This window comes from Gordonia tangerina (assembly GCF_021556435.1).
Lineage (GTDB): Bacteria > Actinomycetota > Actinomycetes > Mycobacteriales > Mycobacteriaceae > Gordonia > Gordonia tangerina.
Map to the genome: position 1 here is coordinate 26,199 of NZ_JAKGCU010000001.1, position 20,930 is coordinate 47,128.

Annotated in this window: 18 protein-coding genes; 4 read left to right on the plus strand and 14 right to left on the minus strand. The window is 66.5% G+C overall.

Annotated elements, in window-relative coordinates; translation table 11 throughout:
- Window positions 1-81 precede the first annotated feature (81 nt).
- Window positions 82-1,713 carry a DUF222 domain-containing protein gene (locus tag L1892_RS00105; protein ID WP_235721422.1) on the plus strand — a complete coding sequence of 544 codons (1,632 nt, stop codon included), beginning with the start codon at window positions 82-84 and terminating at the stop codon, window positions 1,711-1,713.
- Here the strand turns inward: L1892_RS00105 and L1892_RS00110 are convergent.
- The 6 genes from L1892_RS00110 to L1892_RS00135 form a co-directional block, all read right to left on the minus strand.
- Window positions 1,707-2,075, minus strand: a complete 369-nt coding sequence (locus L1892_RS00110) for a carboxymuconolactone decarboxylase family protein (RefSeq protein ID WP_235721423.1) — start codon at window positions 2,073-2,075, stop codon at window positions 1,707-1,709. The genes L1892_RS00105 and L1892_RS00110 overlap by 7 nt on opposite strands.
- A complete protein-coding gene (locus L1892_RS00115) occupies window positions 2,072-2,653 on the minus strand; it encodes an RBBP9/YdeN family alpha/beta hydrolase (RefSeq protein ID WP_235721424.1) in 582 nt (193 codons plus the stop codon). Before L1892_RS00115 ends, L1892_RS00110 begins: the two co-directional genes overlap by 4 nt.
- Window positions 2,650-4,011 (minus strand): MFS transporter, encoded by a 1,362-nt coding sequence (locus tag L1892_RS00120; RefSeq protein ID WP_235721425.1) that lies wholly within the window; start codon window positions 4,009-4,011, stop codon window positions 2,650-2,652. Before L1892_RS00120 ends, L1892_RS00115 begins: the two co-directional genes overlap by 4 nt.
- 168 nt (window positions 4,012-4,179) lie before the next feature.
- Window positions 4,180-5,247, minus strand: a complete 1,068-nt coding sequence (locus L1892_RS00125) for a beta-keto acid cleavage family enzyme (RefSeq protein WP_235721426.1) — start codon at window positions 5,245-5,247, stop codon at window positions 4,180-4,182.
- Window positions 5,248-5,326: 79 nt separating this feature from the next.
- Window positions 5,327-6,214 (minus strand): TauD/TfdA dioxygenase family protein, encoded by an 888-nt coding sequence (locus L1892_RS00130; RefSeq protein ID WP_235721427.1) that lies wholly within the window; start codon window positions 6,212-6,214, stop codon window positions 5,327-5,329.
- A 28-nt stretch (window positions 6,215-6,242) separates the two neighbouring features.
- Complete coding sequence (locus L1892_RS00135; protein WP_235721428.1) at window positions 6,243-7,217, minus strand: quinone oxidoreductase family protein; 975 nt, start codon at window positions 7,215-7,217, stop codon at window positions 6,243-6,245.
- A gap of 153 nt (window positions 7,218-7,370) precedes the next feature.
- On the opposite strand from L1892_RS00135, the gene L1892_RS00140 reads away from it, so the two are divergent.
- Window positions 7,371-8,513 (plus strand): AraC family transcriptional regulator, encoded by a 1,143-nt coding sequence (locus L1892_RS00140; RefSeq protein ID WP_235721429.1) that lies wholly within the window; start codon window positions 7,371-7,373, stop codon window positions 8,511-8,513.
- Between the two features lie 405 nt (window positions 8,514-8,918).
- On the opposite strand, the gene ggh is transcribed toward L1892_RS00140, so the two are convergent.
- Window positions 8,919-10,259, minus strand: a complete 1,341-nt coding sequence (ggh, locus tag L1892_RS00145) for a glucosylglycerate hydrolase (RefSeq protein ID WP_235721430.1) — start codon at window positions 10,257-10,259, stop codon at window positions 8,919-8,921.
- A 77-nt stretch (window positions 10,260-10,336) separates the two neighbouring features.
- Between ggh and L1892_RS00150 the strand changes: the two genes are divergently transcribed.
- Complete coding sequence (locus L1892_RS00150) at window positions 10,337-11,017, plus strand: SDR family oxidoreductase (RefSeq protein ID WP_235721431.1); 681 nt, start codon at window positions 10,337-10,339, stop codon at window positions 11,015-11,017.
- Here L1892_RS00150 and L1892_RS00155 read toward each other — a convergent pair whose 3' ends face one another.
- Window positions 11,018-11,407: a nuclear transport factor 2 family protein gene (locus L1892_RS00155; protein WP_235721432.1), complete on the minus strand. Its 390-nt coding sequence runs from the start codon at window positions 11,405-11,407 to the stop codon at window positions 11,018-11,020.
- A 280-nt stretch (window positions 11,408-11,687) separates the two neighbouring features.
- The gene (locus L1892_RS00160) at window positions 11,688-11,867 is read right to left on the minus strand and encodes a hypothetical protein (protein WP_235721433.1); all 180 of its coding nucleotides are present in this window, start codon (window positions 11,865-11,867) and stop codon (window positions 11,688-11,690) included.
- A gap of 21 nt (window positions 11,868-11,888) precedes the next feature.
- Here L1892_RS00160 and L1892_RS00165 point away from each other — a divergent pair, with 21 nt between their 5' ends.
- Entirely contained in the window at window positions 11,889-12,335 is a 447-nt protein-coding gene (locus tag L1892_RS00165) for an SRPBCC family protein (RefSeq protein WP_235721434.1), read from the plus strand.
- On the opposite strand, the gene L1892_RS00170 is transcribed toward L1892_RS00165, so the two are convergent.
- Genes L1892_RS00170 through L1892_RS00190 form a run of 5 tightly spaced genes read right to left on the minus strand, consistent with a single transcriptional unit; the run spans window position 12,332 to window position 20,824 of the window.
- Window positions 12,332-13,075 (minus strand): TetR/AcrR family transcriptional regulator, encoded by a 744-nt coding sequence (locus L1892_RS00170; protein ID WP_235721435.1) that lies wholly within the window; start codon window positions 13,073-13,075, stop codon window positions 12,332-12,334. The genes L1892_RS00165 and L1892_RS00170 overlap by 4 nt on opposite strands.
- A gap of 18 nt (window positions 13,076-13,093) precedes the next feature.
- Window positions 13,094-14,674 carry an FAD-dependent monooxygenase gene (locus L1892_RS00175; protein WP_235721436.1) on the minus strand — a complete coding sequence of 527 codons (1,581 nt, stop codon included), beginning with the start codon at window positions 14,672-14,674 and terminating at the stop codon, window positions 13,094-13,096.
- Between the two features lie 10 nt (window positions 14,675-14,684).
- Window positions 14,685-16,370: a (2,3-dihydroxybenzoyl)adenylate synthase gene (locus L1892_RS00180; protein ID WP_235721437.1), complete on the minus strand. Its 1,686-nt coding sequence runs from the start codon at window positions 16,368-16,370 to the stop codon at window positions 14,685-14,687.
- A complete protein-coding gene (locus L1892_RS00185) occupies window positions 16,367-18,688 on the minus strand; it encodes a hydantoinase B/oxoprolinase family protein (RefSeq protein WP_235721438.1) in 2,322 nt (773 codons plus the stop codon). Before L1892_RS00185 ends, L1892_RS00180 begins: the two co-directional genes overlap by 4 nt.
- 27 nt (window positions 18,689-18,715) lie before the next feature.
- Complete coding sequence (locus L1892_RS00190; RefSeq protein WP_235721439.1) at window positions 18,716-20,824, minus strand: hydantoinase/oxoprolinase family protein; 2,109 nt, start codon at window positions 20,822-20,824, stop codon at window positions 18,716-18,718.
- Window positions 20,825-20,930 lie beyond the last annotated feature (106 nt).

The following is a 20,930-nucleotide window of genomic DNA, read 5'->3' on the forward strand; positions in this document are numbered from 1 at the left end:
GAATGTCGGCCTGTTCCTTTCGGAGATATGTGGGTTGTGGTCTCGTGCTGCCCCCGTTGCTGTCTCTGGAAGGTGTGTCTCGTGTCGGGTCCGGGTTGGTCGATCGCGTCGTGGTGGAGTGACCCGTCGCCGTGGCCGGACCTACCGTCGCTGTTCACCGGCGGGTTACCGGCCGAACAGGTCGGGTCGCGGGAGACGAATGATCTGCTCGGCGCGCTGGTCGCCGATGCACGCGGTGAGGCATTCCTGGCGTGGCATCGCTATCAGATCGCCGCTGAACTCCACACCCGCCTGGTCGGTGCTGAATCCGATGATCACGCCCTGTTGCTGCATGACGGGTTCGCCGACTGCGCCGCCCGGATCGCGGTGAGCCAAGCCATCAGTCAGGGTGCGGCCGAAAAGTTCCTGCATCAAGCGGTCGCGTTACGCGACCGTCTGCCACAAGTGGCGCAGCGGTTGCGCGATGGTCGGATCACTGCCGAGTTGGTCGTCAAGATCATCTCCCGCACCGAACTGGTCGATGGGCAGCCGTATGCGGCTGCGGTCGATGCCGAGATCGCCGCCGAACTCGACGCCCACACCACCGCGTGGTCGGCGCATCGGCTGCGCGACATGTGCGATCGGATCATTTTCCGGCATCACCCGGATGCGGTACGTGAACGCCGCCGCCAGGCCCTCGACAAGCGTGGTGTGCACTCCACGAACACCGGTGACGGGATGGGCGAGATCTCGGCGACGATGGCCGCCGAAAACGTACGCATCGCCGCCGAGGCGGTCCGTAAGCTGGCCGACGCGGTGTGCGACAACGACGAACGAACCCGCCAGCAACGGGCCTCAGATGCGATGTTCGCGCTGTTGTCGGGCACACCGTTCGAATGCCTATGTGGTGTCGACACCTGCACCGCCGTGATCCCGGAGGCGACCACGGTGCCACCGGCGGATGCGAAGATCGTCATCCACGTGGTGTGTGACGAGGCCACCCTGGATGGTGCTGAGCATGCCGGATTCATCGACGGCTACGGCGTCATCGACGACGCACATGTGCGGGAGTTGGCGGCGCGTAAGGACGCGGTCATCAAGCCGTTGGTGCCCGAGGGGACCGAACCCGACCCGGATGGCGGGTTCACGCTGGATGCGCACCTGCCGTCGGATCCGTATCGGCTGTCCTCGGCGTTGGAGATGTTCATCCGGATTCGGGATGCCTACAGCGTTATCCCTGGTAACGACACCCCCGCGTGGCGCGCCGATATCGATCACGTCGCCGAATACAACCATGCTGATCCGGCCAGGGGTGGTCAGACCGAACCGGACAACCTGAACGTCAAAGACCGCTTCTCCCACATCCGTAAGACGTTCGGGTCGTGGCTCGACGACCAGTACCGCGACCGCCACGGCCGGTTACGCACCGAGTTCATCACTCCCGAAGGCCTCGTCATCGCCGGCGATACCGAAAGCATGGAGAAACTGTTCCCCGGACTACGACGTATCCGATTTAAACCGCCACCACCGGCGGCCGACAAAAGCACCGACACAACGACGCCGCCGCCGCCGACACCACCCACCCGCTCCACACCTCGGGTGGCAGCCAAACACGCCCGCCGACAGCAAGAACGCGAACGCAACCGCCAACGACGAAAGGAAGCCGAAGCCGCCGAGACACAGGACGAGCAGCGCGGCGACGGGCCGCGTCATGGACCGCCGCCAACTCAATGAGATTCGCTCTCTTCCAACAAGATCGGTAGACCCACGTTGATCGAGTGAATCCCCACCGAGGTCGTCATCTTGAGAACCTCCAGAATCTCACGCTGCGTCACCCCGCAGTCCAGAGCGGCGCGAATGTGTCGCCGCAATCCGGGTTCGTACAGATGCGTGCACGCGGCGTCGACCGCGATGCACAGCAGCTGCACGACCTGTGGCGGGAGCACGCCACTCTGGTAGGGCTCGAGGACCGCGGTGAGGTAGTCCTCGGTCCAGATAGGGTCGAGTTCGTCGAGCCCGGTCCACAGCTCGTTCCAGGACCCATCGGACTTCAGACGGTCCACCAATGACCTGTCGTCGTCCTCCGCGGCAATCACGCCGACCTCTGCTCAGATACCGTCACGAGCAGTTCGTAGGTCAGCTGCAATCCCCGCGGCCACGGGCCGTAACCGGCGGCCGGATTGAGGTGTCCGACATCGCCTAGGTCGACGACGCGACTGCCCCACACCTCCGCCATACCGGTGATGCGTCGAAAACCGCCCAGTGGGTCGGATCGACTCGCCGCAACCGTAGACGGGAACGGCAGCCGTCGGCGCGGGATCGGGTTCCAACCGCCGTCATCGAGGTCCGCAGTGCTCGGATACCCTGCGGGAAGTGGTAGCTCCAGGTCCGCGGGCGTCACCAGCAACGCGCCCGCGATCTCCCGCGTCGGATGCTGCGCCCAGTGCACCGTGGTGATGACCCCGGCGCTGTGCGCCACCAGCACCACCGGCCCACGCACACGATGCAGCACCTCGTCGAGGGCGGCGACCCTCGCCTGCCGGCTGAGCTTGTCCCGCTCGAGCGGCGGTACGATGACTGAGTCGAGCGCTGCGGCCAGATGCGTCTGCCAATGATCGGCGAGGTGATCGCGTAAACCTGGGACGATCACTACCGTCGGTTCGCCCCGGTTCATCGGACACCTCCGGCCGACCGAGCCTGCAATGCTGCCAGCTTGCGCACGCCGAGCGGATGCAGCCGATACCCCGCAGCCAACGCCACGATCGCAGCGACATAGACCAGCGGCGAGAGTTGCAGGGCTGTACGCAATCCCACCCAATCGGCAAGGATGCCGACGACGAACGGCCCCAGCGCCAGACCCAGCAGATTGTTGGCCACTGTCAGCGACCCCATCGCCGAGGCACGCATCGAGGCATGCGTCAGATTGGCCACCATCGCCGCCGTCGGGCCGGATGATCCCGCGACGAAGAATCCGCCGAGACAGATCAACGCCACCTGCGACGCACCGGCAGCCAGACCGAAACCGACGGTCAAGCACACCAGTGAGATGACGCAGAACGCGATCGCGCTCAACCACTTACGCCGGATGTCGACACGCCCGACACGGTCGGTGATGAACCCACACACCACCATGCCACTACCCACGAGCAACACGATCCCGGCCGCCGCGATGCCGGCCTTGTCCGGGGCCAGACCGTAGAACCGGTTGAAGAAACTTGGTGTCCACGACAACAGCACGGCGGCAGTGAACATCTGCAGACCGCCGCCGGCATACGCACAGAGAACCGCCGGGTTGGTGAACAAGCTCGACACCGGCGCGCGCCGGGGACCCGACGGCGCGGCGCTGCTCACCACGCCACGTGGCGCAACGTCGTCCACCGAGTTCTCGGCGACTTTGCGCTCGGTGACGATCAGCCGGAACAGCGCGACCAGGATGAGCCCGAACACCGCCATCGCGGCGAACGACCAGCGCCACCCCAGATGCACCGCGATCACGCCGCCGAGCGCGACACCGAGCACCGACCCGAACGAGCCGCCGGCCATGAACGCCCCGCTGAGCGTTGCGTGTACCCGAGGCGCGAACACGCTGAGTACCAGCGCGATTCCGACGCTGCCGTATGCGGCTTCGCCGACGCCGACGAGGAAACGCGCGGCCAGCATCTGTTCGTAGTTGCTTGCGATGGCGCACAAGAGCGTCGCGATCGACCACAGCACCGCCATGACGACGAGGCTGCGCACCCGGCCCCAGCGGTCGGCGATCAACGACAGCGGCAGGGTCAGCAACCCCACCATCAGGGCGACGATGCTGGTCAGTGAGGCGAGTTCCGAGTCGGCCAGCGACCACTCGGCCTTCAGGAACGGGAAGACGGCGCTGAGGACCTGCCGGGACATGTAGTCGGAGATCAGCAGAGCGAAGGTGAGCGCGAACACGAGCCACGGGTAGAGGCGGCGTCTGGTGGTCCGCGGCGAAGCGGGGTGGGTGGTCAGCGAGGTGTCGTCGGCCGGTGGGATCGACGAGAGGGGAGTGCCCATGGGAGGCTCCTGGCGGTGCGGGTGAAAGATGTGAGGGCGCAAGATGCGGCGGCGCACGTCGATCACTCCGAGGTGAGCGACGTCTGCTCGGTGACCGGACCGCGCCGAAGCCGGCCGGTCCGGTCACCGATGAGGATGGTCTGACGGGTGAGGGTGTAACGGGCCCCGTCAACCCTGGGTCTGGAATCCGTGGTGGGTGAAGCCGACCTGCCCGGGGCGCCGGTTGGGCGCATAGCCCAGCTTCGCCAGTGTCTCGTCGGCGTCGCGATACTGTTCGCCGATCCGGTAGATCTCACGGGCTTCCTTGCCGCCGGCCACCTCACGCCCCAGTTCACCGGCGATCCGGACCAACTGTTCAATCTGTTGTACCGACGTCATCTTCTCACCGACCCTGCCCCAGATGGTGTCTTCGTTGCCACATCGGGTGTGCAGGCCCATCGCGATCGCCATCGCGTTGACCGGCAGTACCGACCGCATCAGCGTCTCCAGCGTCAGGCAGGCGCCGTCCGGGACGCGCTGGATGAAGTTCATGATGTTGTACGGATTGGGGCCGTCGAAGCCGCCGCCGATGCCGACCCAGGTGAGGTTGAGGGGGCCGGTGTAGACGCCGCGGCGGATCAGCCGCTCCACCGTCTCCAGCTGCGGGATGCTCGACAGCTGGAAGTGCGGCTGGATTCCCGCGGTCTGCAGGCGTCGCAGATGCTCCTCTACCCAGGCCGGTCCGGCGGGGACCGTCATCTCCCGGTAGGTCGACGCCAGCTCCGGACGTGCCAGCGAGGTGCCGCCGATGTCGTCGGCGGCCATCAACTCCATGATGTTCATCTGGCTGGTGTTGATGGCGATCGTCACCTGGTCCGGTGCCGGATCCAACTCGGCCAGCATGTGCCGGGTGTCGTCGGACAGCCACTTGGCATCTGCGCCTTCACCTTCAGGGGCGAACGAGATGGAGCCACCGACCTGCAGGATCATCTCCGGCACCGCCTCGCGCAGTCCGGAAAGCAGTTCGTTGAACTTCGACAACCGCTTGCTGCCCTTACCGTCGAGTTCACGGACATGGATGTGCAGCACGCTGGCGCCGGCCTCGTAGCAGTCGACGGCCTGCTGGATGTGCTCTTCCATCGTCAGAGGCAGGTCATCACGGAAGTCGTCGGGTTCCCATTCCGGACCGTAGGGCGCTGCGGTGATGACCAGCTTGTCCTGGTTCTCCGGGAACAGTGCGTCGTCGTGGAAATGCATGGTCGTGCTCCTTCACTGATGGTGAATCAACTGTGTTGTCGGCGTGGATGGGTGGGCCGGTGGTGTCGTGCGCCCGGGGTCAGAAGGGACGATCGCCGATGATCCCGGCGCGCTCCATCTTTCGGACGGCCGGCCAGTAGTCCTGGACGGCATAGTGTTGGGTGCTGCGGTTGTCCCAGATGGCGATGCTGTTCGGCGTCCAGCGCCACCGCACCTGGTACTCGGGGATGGATGCCTGGCTGATCAGGTACTGCAACAGGTTGGCGGCTCCGGGCGCATAGTCGATGCCGAATCGGATGTTGTCGGCGGTGTGGTAGTTGACCAGATGGGTGGCGAACGAGTTCACGAAGAGGATCTCGTCGCCGGTGTCCGGATGGGTTCGGACCACCGGGTGTTCGGCATCGGGGTACCGCGCGTGCAGCGCCGCGCGCTGCTCGGCCGACATCCGCGCGCCAAAGCTCGCCTCGATGCTGTGGCGCGCACGCAGATTCGCGATCTTATCCTTCACCGTCGCCGGTAGCCGGCGATAGGCCTCGACCATGTTCACCCAGATGGTGTCGCCACCGACTGGCGGCGCCTCGACGCAGCGCAGCACGCAGCCGAACGGCGGGTTCTCCCGCCAGGTCGCGTCGCAGTGGTAGGCGTTTTCGTAGTGTTCGGGCGGGCTGTCGAGGTCCTTGTAGATGCGGACCAGACCGGGCTGGTCGGGGTCACTGCCGACCACCGGATGATCCTCGAGCGGTCCGAATCGTTGCGCGAGGGCGACATGCTGGGCCCGCGTGATGTTTTGGTCGCGGAAGAACAACACCTTGTGCTGCACCAACAGCGCGCGCAGTTCGGCGAACAGGTCGGCATCGGAGGCGACCTCGCCGAGGTCGCACGCCGTGATCTCCGCTCCGATCGAACAGGTCAGCTGTTCGACCTGAAAAGTGCTGGACGTCGCTCTCGTTCGAGTTGCGGTGGTCATCGGATTTCCTTTCGTGAGTGTCGTGTGATCAGACCGAGAACACCGACGAGCCGACACTGCGCCCGGATTCCAGGTCACGATGTGCGGCAACGGCGTCGGAGAGCTCATAGCGTTGGTTGATCTCGATGGAGATCCGCCCGGCGGCCACGTGTCCGAACAGCTCGGCAGCCAGTTCTCGGCGTTCGGCCGGGTCGGCGATGAAGTCGGCGAGCGCCGGCCTGGTGACGTACACCGACCCGGCGAGCGCCAGTTGCATGGCATCGATCGGCGGCATCGGACCGGATGCGGTGCCGAAGCACACCAGCAGACCGCGCCGTGCGACCGATGCGAGTGACGATGCGTAGGTGCGGGCACCGATACTGTCGTAGGCCACTCGTACACCCACACCGTCGGTGAGTTCGCGGACACGTTGTGCCACATTCTCTTCGGTGTAGATGATCACCTCGTCACAGCCGTGCGCATGGGCGACCTCGGCCTTGGCCTTGGTCGACACTGTGCCGATGACGCGGATACCCAGCAGACGAGCCCACTGAGTGAAGATGAGGCCGACCCCGCCGGCAGCGGCCTGCAGCAACACGGTGTCGCCGGCCGCGACAGGCCAGATGCGGCGCAGCAGGTATGCGGTGGTCAACCCGCGCATCGTCATCGCCGCCGCGGTGTCGAAACCGATCTCGTCGGGCAGGGCGATCAGATGCTCTGCGGGCATCACCCGTTCGGTGCTGTAGGCGCCGAGGGGGCTGCCCGTGTAGGTGACGCGATCGCCGGGCGCGAAGTCCGCGACACCCGGCCCGACGGCCTCGACGGTGCCGGCCGCCTCCACACCCATCCCCGCGGGTAGGGGCGCCGGATAGAGTCCGGTGCGGAAGTAGGTGTCGGCGAAGTTGAGTCCCACCGCCTCGTGCCGAATGCGGACCTCCCCGACTCCCGGTTCGGGTACGTAGACCGCTTCCCATCGCAGGACCTCCGGCCCGCCGGTCTCGTGGAATCGAACTGCCTTCGCCATGGCGGCCCCTTCTCTGTCCCCGGCGCGGCGGCGAGCGTGTGATGACCTGCCGCGCCGATTTCGTTTGTGATGCAGACCACGTTATGGACTGGCGAGACGCATTTCTTTTCCGTACGGGACTCACCACTGTTCATTTGGGGACATACTTGGGGTGTGAAACCTCTGGCGCGCTACGCGGCGCTCAACAACTTCGTCGAGCTGGGGCACTCGCTGGGGCTCGATCCCGCACGCCTCATGCGTGACGTCGGCCTGGATCCGGCCAGCATCGGCCTGCAGGATCGGTGGATCCCGGCCGAGGCGGCCGTTGAGGTGCTTGAACGTGCCGCAGCCGCAGCCGACCGCGACGATCTCGGTCTCGCCTTGGCGCAGTTCCGAAGGTTGTCGCATCTGGGACCGTTGAGTCTGGTGCTGCGCGAAGAGCCCGACGTGCGCAGCGCGCTGCTGCTACTGATCCGTCATCAACACATGTACAACGAGGCGTTGCGCATCCGGCTGACCGAGCAATCGGGCATCGCGACCGTGCGCGTCGCGCTGGACCTGGGTTACCCCGGTGATTTCCGGCAGTCCAGCGATCTCGCTGTGGGCGTGCTGCATCTGTTGATCCAAGGGTTCATCTCGCCGGGGTGGCGTCCGTTGAGCGTCTCCTTCACGCACCCGCCGCCGCGTGACCCGCGGGTGTGCCACTCGTTGTTCGGCCCTCAGGTCCGCTTCGACGCCGACTTCGATGGGATATCGCTCTACACAAAGGATCTCGACACCGCAAATGCAATGGCGGACCCGACGCTGCGCCAATACACCCAAGAGCTGCTCGGCGATATCGACACTCCCGGCGCGCCGACCACCGAGCATCGGGTACGCGAACTCGTCGAACTACTGCTGCCCACCGGACGGTGCTCGGTCGAGCAGGTGGCCCGCAGCCTCGGCGTCGACCGGCGGACGGTCCACCGTCGGCTCGACGACGACGGCACCTCGTTCTCCGCGGTTCTCGATGACACCCGCGCGGAGTTGGCCCAGCACATGGTCGCCGGCCGCCGGCAATCGATGATCGACATCAGCGAATCACTCGGCTTCGCCTCGCCCGGCAACTTCAGTCGCTGGTTTCGCAAACGGTTCGGGCAGTCGCCCAGCCAATGGCGCGCCGAGCCCACCAGCCACCCTCCGCCGGACCACCAGCCAGGCGACCCTCCGCCAGGCAACCAGCCACACCCCCCTCCGCCAGACAACCCTCCGCCGGGCAAACAGTCAGGCGACCCTCCGCCAGACAACCAGCCACACCACCCTCCGCTGGTCGAGTAGCCACCGAGCCGCTAGGCGAGGCGGCGTATCGAGACCACTTGCGTCACATGAATGCTCGACCATCGTCGGACGTCACCTGATCTCGATACGGCTCCTCGCTGCGCTCGTCACCTACTCGATCAGCGAGCGAGGTCACCCACAATCAGCGAACGAGGTCACCCAAAATCAGCGAGCGAAATTGCCCACATTCAGCGAGCGAGGTTGCCCACGACCAGCGAACGAGGTCACCCACAATCAGCGAACGAGGTTGCCCACGACCAGCGAACGAGGTCACCCACAATCAGCGAACGAGGTTGCCCACGACCAGCGAACGAGGTCACCCACAATTAGCGAGCGAGGTTGCCCACGATCAGCGAGTTGGGTCACCCAGGAGCAGCGGGATAAGCGTGCGCGGGAACGCACAGCTCAGTCCAGCCAGTCCAGCACCGCGGCCGCCGTCCAGCTCTGCTGCATGCTGCCCAGCGGCTCGCCGGTGAACGGTTCGTAGTACTCGGCGAACGCGCCGTCGGTGGCCTGCCGCAAGCCTTCCTCCCGCAGCCGGGCCGATCGTTCGGTCCAGCCGCGACGGGCGAACGCCCAACTGAACAGCCACGTCATCACCGGCCATACCGGACCGCGCCAGTATTCGCGCGACCGGAAGTCCATCGAGATCGGCGACGTCGACGGAGGCACCGCGTACCGCAGATCAGGATGGCCACAGAACCGCGGGCCGTCGAACAGCCGCAGCAGGGCGCGCTCGCGTTCACGCGAGAGCCCGCCACAGATCAGCGGCGCGAACACCGCGAGGGTCTCGGTGTTGATCCACTGGTCGGTGCGCAGGTCGTAATCGCGGGCGGCGCCATTGCGTTCGTTGGCCGACGCCACCACACCCGCGCGGAATCGGTCGGCCCACGCGCGTAGGTCGCGAACATCGGAGCGCGGTTTGGAGTAGTCCTCGCCGATGGTGGCCAGCACATCGCAGGCGACCGAGAAGATGGCGCTGACGAAGACGTCCTCGACGGCGAAACTCATCACCTTCGGCAGCAGGTCGTCGTCGTAGTTGGAGCGCTTCATCTGCTCGACCAGCCAGAGGTAGCGGTCGTATTCGAGGTCCGACGGCCGCATCGACAAGTCACCGACGTGGTCGAGATCGGCACGCACGTAGGCGGGCAGATCCACCCCGGGCACCACGTTGGCATACGGCCGGTCCCAGCGCGGCGAGTTGTCCATCCCCGATTCCCAGCCGTGGAACAGGGTGACGCGGCCGTTGCCGTGCGGGTCGCGTGCATGGGCGAGCCAGCGATGCCACCGCACCAGCGACGCCCAGCGACGGTCGATGAACTCGTTGGCCACCGACCGTGTGGTGCGCCCGTGGCGGCGCGAGTGGTCGAGGATGCGTTGCACGGCGATCGCATGCACCGGCGGCTGGGTGATGCCGGAGGTGTCCGGCGCGTCGGGGGCCGCCGGCGCAAGGCGCGCACATTCCCAGCGCGCCGGACCGGGGAAGTACCCGTCGCGGCCGTTGGCGAACACGATGTGCGGGATCATGCCGTTGTCCCACTGCGCCGACAGCAAGGTGTCCATCTCGATCACCGCCCGCTCCACCGATAACGGCGCAAGTCCGACGGTGACGAAAGCGGCGTCCCAGCTCCACATATGTGGGTACAGCTTGGGCGCGGCGCTCGTCATCGTGCCCAGATCGTTGCCGCGTAGCAGGTACGCGGCGCGGGCTGACAACTGAGTCGGGGTGAATCCATACCGGGCCACCCGTCGATTCTGCACCGGGTCGACGGTCGTCGCGCAGCGAGGAGGTCACAGATGCGCGCCGGGGTAACGTCGATGCCGTGTCGACCGCATTGATCACCGGGGCCAGCCGTGGCCTCGGCGCCGAGATCGCCCGACAGCTCGCACCGACCCACGACCTGCTGCTCGGCGGTCGCCCCTCACCCGAACTCGACCAGCTCGCCGCCTCGCTCGACGGGGCGAGCACCTTCCCCGTCGAATTGACCGACTACGAGGAGGTGGAGGCCGCCGTCGAGGCCATCTCGTCGCTCGACGTACTCGTCCACAACGCGGGCGTCGGCAGCAGCCTGGAGACCGTCGCCGACACCCCGGTCGAGGAATGGCATCAGGTACTCGAAGTGAACCTGGTGGCCGCTGCCGAGCTGACACGGCTGCTGCTGCCCGCACTGCGCGCAGCGGGCGGGCATGTGGTGTTCATCAACTCCGGCGCCGGCCGCCGCGCCAATCCCCGCTGGGCGCCGTACGCGGCGAGCAAGTTCGGCCTGCGTGCGCTCGCCGACGCGTTGCGCGCCGAGGAACCCACGCTGCGCGTGACCTCGATCTTCCCCGGCCGGATCGACACCGACATGCAGCGCGACATCGTCGCCAATGAAGGCGATGATTACGATCCGAAGCGGTTTTTGACCACCTCCACCGTCGCGTCGGCGGTGGTGCATGCGGTCACCACGTCGGCCGACGCCCATCCAGAAGAGATCGTGCTGCGCCCGACCGGGCGGCGCTGACTACAGCTGCTTGAGGTCGGACTGCTCCCACACCGCTCGCATCGACGACACCTTGCCGTCGGCGTTGAACACCATGATGTCGATCGGGGTGATCTCGAACTTCATCCCGGCGGTGCCGGTGACCAGGGTGAACTCGAAGACCCCAGTGTCCCCGGCGATCTTCTTCCATTTCAGTGTCGCGGTGCGCTCGTCCATCCCGGTGATGACGGAGTAGAACTCGATCAGCTCCTCGCGGGTGGTGCGTAGTTCAGCGCCGATCGGGTCCTCGACGGTGGCGTCGGGCGCGTAGAGATCGGCGATCTGCTCGGCCGTGCCGTTGTTCAACAGCTCCACGTACGCGTCCACCGTCGCGTTGATCTGCTCGCTCAGGGTCCCCTGTTCCACCGTCATGACCGGCCTTTCGTCGTCGAAATAGAACGTGTTCTAGTTCGTGACGGTAGCACTGCTGGCTGGTGGGCCACCCATCGTTCGGCCAGATCCCGGATCGGCAGGCATTCTTCGGTCCCCACCGAACTGCATCAGTCGACGTCGGACAGACGTCCCAGCAACAGGAGCCGCAGCACATGGCGGAGATGTCGCGGATCGACTGGAGGGTGTCGATGCGTCGCGCACGGACCTCGCGGGCCATCAACTCGACAGCCACAGCTGCACCACTGGCACCGGTGCTCGATCACACCTGGAATCCGCCTGGCATCGAGCGGTACTGAGAATCGCCGAGAGGCGTGAGCAGCCAGTCCATGGTGGCGAGTCGGCTCTTGCCGGGATGAGCGATGAATTCTGGCCACTCTCGACGTCTGTAGTCACGGCGGACGAACCCGTCCGCGCTGATATCGCCGATGTCCACAGGCATCGCGAGGAGACCAGGTTCACGATGACCGACGCGACCGGCGCAACACTGACCCATACCTTCGACGCCACTCCAGATGCCGTGTTCGACGCGTGGACGACTCCGACACTCTTCTCCACGTGGTTTGGCGGCAGCGCCAACGAGGTGCCCGTCGACTCCGTCTCGATCGACGCGCGCCCCGGCGGCACTTGGATGGCCACCATGATCCTCGGCGAGGAGATGCCCGACCTCCACTGGCACGGTGAGTATCTCGAGGTACAGCGGCCCCACAGGCTTGTCCTGACCATGACCGACGAATCTGGTGACGATCGCGAAGTCCTCACCGCCGACTTCGTAGCCATCGACAGCGGTACCGAACTTCGGTTCAGCCAAACCGGCGGAAACCTCACGCCCGAGCAGTACGGGTACGCCGCGTCCGGATGGCACGCGGCGTTCAAAACGCTGGACAAACTGCTCGCCGACTCGCCCTAACCCTCGGCCCGCACCGACCTCTCGAGATAGTCCAACCCCTGCCGCATCTGCGCGATCACCCGTTCCGCTCCCGGCTCGGTGTCGCCCGCAACGGGGTCGAGCACGGAGTGGACGGCCATGTCAGCCAGCTGCCGTGCGATGGTGCGGTCGGCCTCGGCGTCGCCCGGATGATGCCACCACGCGATCCAGTTGAGCATGCCGACGATGCCGAGCGCCGACACCCGCGGATCGGCCGGCCGGAACTGCCCCGCGTCGATCCCCTCCTCCATGGCGGCGACCAACTCCTTGAGCACCCGCCGACGGCTCTGCCGATAGGTGTCGGCCACCCCGGCGGGCAGCTCGGCCTCGGACCGGATCAGCACTCGGAACCGATCGAGCGTCTGGGTCTGGTGCAACGCGATCGACATCGCCATCTCGTGCACCTTGGCGACCGGGTCGAGATCGTCGCGCTGGTTGATCTCGTGCAGCAACACCGCCGGCTCCTCGGCGATCTCACTGACCAGCCGGGAGAACAGTTCGTCCTTGTTCGCGACGTAGTGATACAGCGCCGGCCGGGTCAGCCCGGTCGCTTCGGCGATGTCCTGCAGCGTGGTGCTGGCCAGACCCTTCTCGGCGAACAGCCGCGTGGCCTGCTCCATGATCTCGCGCTCGACCAGCTCGCGCCGGGAGTTGCTTCGGCCGCCCTTGGCGGCGGTGGCCACCGTGTCCTCGGTGGTCGCCTTCGGCGTCGAGCTGGTCATAGGCGAAGAATAGTGCCGTCAGACCGCGGCGGTGTGCACAACCTCGGACACGCAGCCCCGCCTGGCGGCATCGACGATGCACACCAGATCGGCACGCAGACTCACCAGCCCGGCCACCAAGTCGTCCTGGGCGTCGGTCGGCGCCTCGACGACCACCACCGCAGCGGTCTCGCGCCGCAACCGTTCACCGAGATCGAGGCGGGTCAGCACCGCACTGCGGTCAGCACTGCCGGTCAGCCACAGCACGGATGCACCCGCCGATCGCGCGACGATGTCGTCGGCGCCGGCCCCCCACGCGGCACCGAGGTCCACGGTGATCACCTCGGTGCCGGGTTCATCCCGCAGCGACTGCGGAGCGGTCCGCCGCGGAAAGGTCAACCCGTGCCTGGCCAGCGGCCGCGCCAACACCCAGTCGGCCAGTCGCTCGGCGGGGACGCGCGCCGGGTCCACCCCGGCGTAGTCCGCAAGACCGCGGGTGGCGACGTCGGGCGCCGACGACACGAACCGATCCAACCCGACCTTACCGGCCCGGGTCATGTAGGCGATCATCAACTGCTCGACGGGGATGTCGGTGCGGCTCGGGAACGACTCCCACCACAGCTCGCTGCGAGCGGCGATCGACTGCAGATACTCGACGCCCGGACGACGGGCGGCCTCATACGCCGTCAGCGCGTCCTCGAGGTTCGATGCGTCTCCCACGGCGCGGTCGAGCGCGATGGCGTCCTCCATCGCCAGCTTGGTACCCGAGCCGATCGAATAGTGGGCGGTGTGCGCGGCGTCGCCGAGCAGTACGACGTTGCCGGTGTGCCACCGTTCGCAGGTCACGGTGCGAAAGCGCATCCAGCGGGTGCGGTTGCCGATCAGTCGATGGCCGCCCAGGGTCTGTGCGAACGCCTTTTCCAGATACCGCAGCGACGCCTCGTCACTGTCGGCAGCCGCCGTCGCTGCCGTCGATGCGTCGAAACCAGCTTTGCACCAAGTGTTCTCGTCGGTCTCGATCAGGAAGGTGCTGCGGTCGGCGGCATACGGATAGGCGTGGGCGACGAAGGTGCCGTGTTCGGTGGTCACCGGGGTGAAGATCGCACTCGGGAGGGCGAAATCGGTTCCGCACCAGAGATAGAGGCCGTCACCGGTGGTGATGTGCGGTCGGAACTCGGTAGCGAGGTCGGCACGGGTGGCACTGTTCACTCCATCGGCGGCGATGATGAGGTCGGCGTCGATCTCACCCACGGAGCGGCGCTGCCCGAACTCCAGCCGCACACCGACGTCGGCAGCATGCCTCTGCAGTACCTCGAGCAGGGTCGTCCGTGCGATGGCGAGCAGTTCACCGTGGGACAGCCGTGCCACATCATCGCCCACCTGCATCGACATCTCGTGCGGATGCGACACGTCGACGATGGCGTCGAGTGACGCCGGATCGGCCTCCCGCAGATTGCGTTGGGTTCGCGACGCCAGCCCTACGCCGAACCCGAATGTGGTGTCCGGCGAGCCCTGTTCGTAGACGGTGACGTCGGCGTCGGGGTGGCTGCGCTTGAGCAGCCGTGCCGCGTACAGGCCGCCCGGCCCGCCGCCGAGCACGGCGATGCGCCTGAGATTCATCGGTCTTTCCTCACTGATCTGGAGTTTCGGCAAGCCTGGCGACAATGTCGGCGCGGAGCCGCTTCTTGTCGATCTTGCCCACATTCGTCTGGGGAAACGCACGCACGAACTCGAGACGTTCGGGCCATTTGAACTTGGCCACGCCGCGCGCCTGGAGATGCTCGCGCATCTCGGACATCGACAGGACTGCACCGTCCACCGTCACGAGATATGCGCAGGTGCGCTCGCCCAGACGTGGATCGGGCATGGCCACGACCGCCGCGTTCGCCACGTTCGGGTGTGTCACCAGCAGCTGTTCGACCTCTTCGGCGTTGATCTTCTCGCCACCGCGGTTGATCAGGTCCTTGATGCGCCCGTCGATCGAGACATACCGGACGCCGTCGATGACGACGATGGACGCCAGATCTCCGGTCCGATAGAAGCCGTCGGAGGTGAAGGCCATCCGATTGTGTTCGGGTGCATCGTAGTAGCCCGGGATGGTGTACGGCCCGCGGCAGGTCAGCTCGCCGACCTCGCCGTCTGCCACCTCGGTCTCGGTGCCGGGTTCGAGGATGCGGATCTCGTCGGTGTCCGCGATCGGTGTGCCGACCGTGGTCATCCTCGCCGACGCCGGCGACTCGTGCGGGGAGACGGTGAACAGACCTTCCGACATCCCGAACAGTTGCCCCGCCCATCGTTTCTCGCCGTCGTCGACGCGCTCGAACAGCTCGGAGCTCACCTTGGCGCCGGACAGGATGACGGTGCGCAGCACTGGTCGGACCTCGTCGAACGCCGGACTCGCGACGGCCTGATAGTGGCCGTGGCCGATGAGGACGTCGGTGGCCCGTGCTCGCGCCATCAACGAAAATGCCTGGGTGACATCGGCGGTCGCCAGAATCAGACAGGCACCGACGGAATGTGCGGCGTGCAGCCCGCAGCTGATCCCGGCGTTGTGGATGATCGGGATCAGGTGTGCGACCCGGGTGTCCTCGGTCCAGCCGAGGCGGCGTGCGTAGAGCCGCGCATTGTCCCAGTATTCGACGTGGCGCCGCGGGATCACCTTGGGCACGCCGGTGGTACCGCCGGAGAGCTGGAACGCGACGACGTCGAGCGGATCGATCTCGGCTTGCACCGCCGCGACCCGTGCGCGGGCGTCGTCGGGTGCGATGTCAGCGCCTAGCGTCTCCACCGGGGTCCCCTCACCTGCGGGTGCACCGATGGTGAGCATCGTCCGCAGAGTCGGATGTCCTTGTGCCTGCTCGCGAGCGAAGTCGACGAGGTCGAACGACAGGCCCGCCTCCACGACGTGACCCACGGCGCCGACGGCGCGGGAGATGTGACCGATCTCGTGTCCGCGGTGCGCGGCGAGGGTGGCCACCGGCACCAGTCCCGCTTTGATGCAGCCGTACCAGGTGAGCACCGTTTCCAGCCGATTGGTCGCCTGGAAGATGATCGGCTCCCCCGGAGACAATCCGAGGTCGAGCAGCCCAGCGGCGATCTGATCGGTACGCCGCCCGAGTTCGCGGTAGGTGATCGTGCCGGCATCGGTGGTCACGGCAGGCCGGTCGGCATATCTGTCGACACTGTCCTGCAGGCGATGTGCCAGTGGCCGATCCGTCCACTCCCCCGCCCTCCGGTATGCCTCGGCGCGGTCCGCGGGGTACCCGACCAGCCGATCGCCCCATCGCGCTCGACCGGCCGGCTTCGTCATCGTCATCGGCCCGCCACCGCGGGGAGCAGCTGGGCGAGTTCGGCGACCCGATCGGGATGGTCGACCGGGACGATGCCCGAGTAGATCGCGGTCCAGCAGCCGGGACAACACTGCTGCCGGAACACGACCTCGGTGTCGACGTACTCACCGGGATCGGAGGTGACCTGCGGTCCCGCGTCGCTCGACGGACCGTCGTAGCGAGCCAGGTCGAGGCGTCCGGACTTGCTGTCACCGAGAAGCCGTCCACAGTGGGCACATCCGACTGCGCGCGACTCCCCGATGGTGACCTCGACGAGATTGTCGTCGAGCCGACGCGCACGGCTCAGGTCGAGGTTCGCCTCCTGGCTCTGCGGGACATCGGACCGGTCGCGGCGGATCTTGCGCAGCTCGCCGCGTTTCTTCTCGGTGCCGGCCTCGTCGACCTGTCCGCCGGCGAGCACGACGCCGTAGTTGTCGGCCGCGCCAGTCGCGGTGACCTTGCCGTTGCGGACATCGTCGGCCACCGCGTCGGGCTCGCGACGCAGTGGATCGCCGTAGCCACCACCGCCCTGCCAGTGCATGTACAGCACCTCGCCGGGCGCCAGGTAGCTTTCGGCGTAACAGGGGCCGAGTTCCTTGTCGCCGGACAGATCGTCCAGTGTTGCCGGAATCGTGCCCTGCGCCAACAGCTCCTGCACCCCGGATGCGCGGGCGAGGATCTCCAGCCCGGTGTTGCCGGGCAGACCGCCGGCCAGCCCGGAGTTCTGCGCGACTGCCTTCCCGGCAGACGCGAACACCAGTCCCATCGGCAGACTCGTTCCATACGGGGTGACCGCCAACGACGCCGATACACCGCCACGATGCCGTCCGGGCCCGCCGGAGTCGGGTTCTTCACGGCGCCACAGGGTCAGCAGCGGGTAGAGGAACTCGGTCATCTCGGTGTCAGGGATGCGGCCCATCGGGATGCAGAACAGGCCGCCGGTGTCCATCCCGTCGGCGACCGGCCGGGCCCCGTAGCCACCGGCCATCGGTTCCATCATGATGTTGAGGAACGGCACCGGCTGCTCGCCACGTTCGTCGAGACCGGCGACGACGGCGGTGTCCCAGGTGCCGCAGCACGACGCCTGCACGTTCTTCCCGAGTTCGAGATGGCGGTCCAGCATCTGCGCCAGACATTCGGCGATCAGGTTGCCGGTCAGCCAGGCCGGGCCGATCGGTCCGCGACTCACCGCGGCCGGGAAGGTGGCGTTGTTGATCGTCCCCTCCTCGGTGATCAGGTCGAAACAGCGCATCAATCCGCCTGCCGACCAGGGGATGTCCCCGGCGAGGATCGGCAGCAGCGCCAGCATCACCCCGCCCCGCATACCGGCGTAGGTGCAGTTGATGACGCCGGTCTGCGGGTCGGTACCGGTGAAGTCGAACGACAGGTGATCGGCTTCTTTGGTCATCGCGACGGTGATCTTGTGGACCTCGCGGTCACCGGTCTGCGCCTGATCCTGGTATCCGGTGGCGTGCCAGGTACCGTCGGGCAGGTCGGTCAGCTTGGCGCGCAGCCGACTCTCGGCGTCGGCCATCATCCGTTTCATCACGGCCTTCACCGTGTCCGCACCGTACTGTTCGATGACGGCGAGCAGACGGTCGCGACCCACACTGTTGGCACCGATCTTGGCGCGCAGGTCGAGACCGACGAGCATCGGCACCCGCGACCGCCGGACCCAGACGTCGGCGACGTCGCGCTGTAACTCGAAGTCACGCACCACCTTGATCGGTGGCGTCGGAAGCGATTCGGAGAAGACATCTTTGGCGGCCGGGTCGAAGGAGCCGAGTCCGGACCCGCCGAGGTCGGGTTCGTGGCAGATGGCGCTGGTCCAGCCGAACAGCTGGCCGTCGTAGAACACCGGCTGGTAGACGATGACGTCGCTCTGGTGCAGTCCGCCGCCCACCCACGGGTCGTTGCAGAGGAACATGTCGCCCTCGGTGATGCCGGGGTTGGTCGACCGGTTCTGCAGCGTCCAGTAGATGGCGAGGTCGACGGCGCCGACGAGCATCGTGTTGTAGAGGCCCACCTGGACCTCCTGGCCGATCTCGTCGCTGACCGCGAAGTCGAAGTCGTTGGCGTCGGTCACGATCGGTGATCCGGACATACGCTTGAGCGCTTCGCCCATCTCGTCGGTCACCGACCACAGGCGGTGCCGGATCACCTCGTAGGTGAGGGGATCGACGGCGTCGATCTGTTCCTGGGTGACGGTGTGAACGGGCAGCGATGGCGGCAGTGAGCGGGCCAGCGCGTCGAGGTCTGTCGGGCGGCTGGAGAAGATCTCCGAGCCGGGAATGGGTGCGGTCATGAATACAGAACTCCTGTGGCTGTTGGCTTATGCCTGGTCGACGGTGATGGTGAGGTTGCCGAGGCGGTCGATCTCGCCGGTGGTGTCGTGCGGGATCACCACCGTCGTGGTCGGCACCTCGATGACGGCGGGCCCGGCGATGACGTGACCGGCGCGCAGGCGCGCGTAGTCGTAGATGTCGGTGTCGACGAATCCGCGGCGGCCGTCGAGGCACACCTTGCGCATCCCGACGTGCGCGTCGCTCGGGTCGGCGGAGTCGGCGACGGCGAGTTCTGGCAGTTCAGGAGAAAACGGCAGGACGCCGGTGCCGCGGACGCGGTAGGTGATGGCCTGGATACCGGCTTCGCGGAACCCGCTGTCCTTGCCGTACAGGTCCGCATACTTCTTCTCGAATGCCTCAGCTGCATCGGCGATCTCGGTGGAGGTGAGCGACCCGTCGGGCAGCGGCGTGGCGACCTCGGCCAGCTGCATGGTGTAGCGCATGTCGATCTCGCGCTCCATCACAATAGACGCGAAGTGCAGGCCCTGCCGGTCGAGCTGGTCACGAACCTGCTCCTCGAGCACCTTGAAGTTCTGCTCCACCCGGGCGGGATCCAGCGGCATCGCGGCCGGGTCCGAGAGTTCCTTGGCGAGAACGATATCCGACGATGCCAGGCCGTAGGCGGAGAACGCCGAGGCGACCTGACCGAGCGGGACGACGACCCGCGATGCCCCGATCTCCTGCGCGTACAGCCCGCAGTGCGCAGGCCCGGAACCGCCGAAGGCGTAGACGATGAAGTTGCGGGGGTCGTGGCCGGCTTCGACGACGGTCTTGCGCAGCAGGTCCCCGGTCTGCGCGTTCTGCACCGCGTAGATGGCGGCGGCAGCGTCCTCGACAGACAGGCCGAGTGGTTCCGCGATGCGGGTCCGGATGGCCTCGCGTGCCTTGGTGATGTCGAGCGCCTTACGCCCGCCGAGCAAGCCGCGTTCGGGCAGGATACCCAGCACCAGGTTGGCGTCGGTGTTGGTCGGCTCGGTGCCGCCCTGGCCGTAGCAGGCGGGGCCGGGAACGGCCTGCGCACTGTGCGGACCGATTTGCAGGTTGCCACCGGCATCCAGCCAGGCGATCGCTCCGCCACCCGCGCCGATCGCGTGGACTTCGAGCGTGGGCACGTTGATCGGATGGTGGTTGATGATCGTCGTCGACGACCGCACCGGCTCGCCATCGACGACCAGGCCGACGAGGAACGTGGTGCCGCCGGCGTCGGTCGCGATGATGTTGTCGTGGCCGAGTTGGCGGCCGAGCGACACCGAGCCGACGACACCACCGGTGAGCACCGAACCCACAGTCGAGATCGCGTTGCCCGGCGCCTCCGACGCGGCCACCGCACCACCGTTGCTCTGCATCACCAGCAGCGGACCGGCCAGCTGGTGTTCGCGGAGTCGACCCTCGAGTTCGCCGAGGTAGTCGCGCAGGCCCGGCCCGATCTGGGTGCTCATGATGGTGGTCGCGTTGCGCGCGAACTCCCGGATGCGTGGACTGACCTCGCTGGACAGTGAGACGAACACCGTCGGGTCGATCTCGTGCACGATGTCCCGGATGCGCTGCTCATGGGTGGGATTGCGGAACGACCACAGCAGCGACACCGCGATGGCGCTGATGCCCTGGTCGAGCAACGTGCGCACGGCCGCACAGACCTCGTCCTCGTCGAGGTTCACGATGACCCGACCGTCGCGGTCCACCCGCTCGGTCACCTCCAGCGCATGGCGTTTGTCCACCAGTCCGTGGGACTTGCTCTGCGCCATCACGTTCTGCAACTGCTCGGGCGACCGACCGAGGTAGCGGCCCTCCACGTTCATGATGTAGATCGAGTCGCGGTGACCTTTGGTGGTGAGGAACCCGACGTCGGGGACCTTGTTCATCACCAACGCGTTCAGCGACGACGTGGTGCCGTGCGCGATGTGATGGGTATCGGCGAGCATGTCGTCGAGCGGTCGGCCGAGTTGCTCGGCGAGCACCGCGAGGACATCCATCACGCCTTCGGAATAGTCGGGTGGTGTCGAGGGCGCCTTACCGGCGACCACCAGGCCGTTCCCGTCGTCGAGAACGGCATCGGTGAACGTCCCACCGACGTCCACTCCGATCACGTATGCCATGGCCAGGTACTCCTTTGTCAGCTGGATTGACGTTGGCGTTGAGTATTCGACGCCGACGACTCACTGTCAAGGCTTGGATGTGAGTACGGTCACCCGATTGTGCCCG

Excerpts from the sequence above, each read along its gene's own strand:
- L1892_RS00165 (WP_235721434.1), top strand. The coding sequence starts at position 11,889 with ATGACCGACGCGACCGGCGCAACACTGACCCATACCTTCGACGCCACT.
- L1892_RS00125 (WP_235721426.1), bottom strand. The coding sequence starts at position 5,247 with ATGCATTTCCACGACGACGCACTGTTCCCGGAGAACCAGGACAAGCTG.
- L1892_RS00170 (WP_235721435.1), bottom strand. The coding sequence starts at position 13,075 with ATGACCAGCTCGACGCCGAAGGCGACCACCGAGGACACGGTGGCCACC.
- L1892_RS00160 (WP_235721433.1), bottom strand. The coding sequence starts at position 11,867 with ATGCCTGTGGACATCGGCGATATCAGCGCGGACGGGTTCGTCCGCCGT.
- L1892_RS00175 (WP_235721436.1), bottom strand. The coding sequence starts at position 14,674 with ATGAATCTCAGGCGCATCGCCGTGCTCGGCGGCGGGCCGGGCGGCCTG.
- L1892_RS00180 (WP_235721437.1), bottom strand. The coding sequence starts at position 16,370 with ATGACGATGACGAAGCCGGCCGGTCGAGCGCGATGGGGCGATCGGCTG.
- L1892_RS00115 (WP_235721424.1), bottom strand. The coding sequence starts at position 2,653 with ATGAACCGGGGCGAACCGACGGTAGTGATCGTCCCAGGTTTACGCGAT.
- L1892_RS00120 (WP_235721425.1), bottom strand. The coding sequence starts at position 4,011 with ATGGGCACTCCCCTCTCGTCGATCCCACCGGCCGACGACACCTCGCTG.
- L1892_RS00130 (WP_235721427.1), bottom strand. The coding sequence starts at position 6,214 with ATGACCACCGCAACTCGAACGAGAGCGACGTCCAGCACTTTTCAGGTC.
- L1892_RS00190 (WP_235721439.1), bottom strand. The coding sequence starts at position 20,824 with ATGGCATACGTGATCGGAGTGGACGTCGGTGGGACGTTCACCGATGCC.
- L1892_RS00185 (WP_235721438.1), bottom strand. The coding sequence starts at position 18,688 with ATGACCGCACCCATTCCCGGCTCGGAGATCTTCTCCAGCCGCCCGACA.
- L1892_RS00135 (WP_235721428.1), bottom strand. The coding sequence starts at position 7,217 with ATGGCGAAGGCAGTTCGATTCCACGAGACCGGCGGGCCGGAGGTCCTG.
- L1892_RS00155 (WP_235721432.1), bottom strand. The coding sequence starts at position 11,407 with ATGACGGTGGAACAGGGGACCCTGAGCGAGCAGATCAACGCGACGGTG.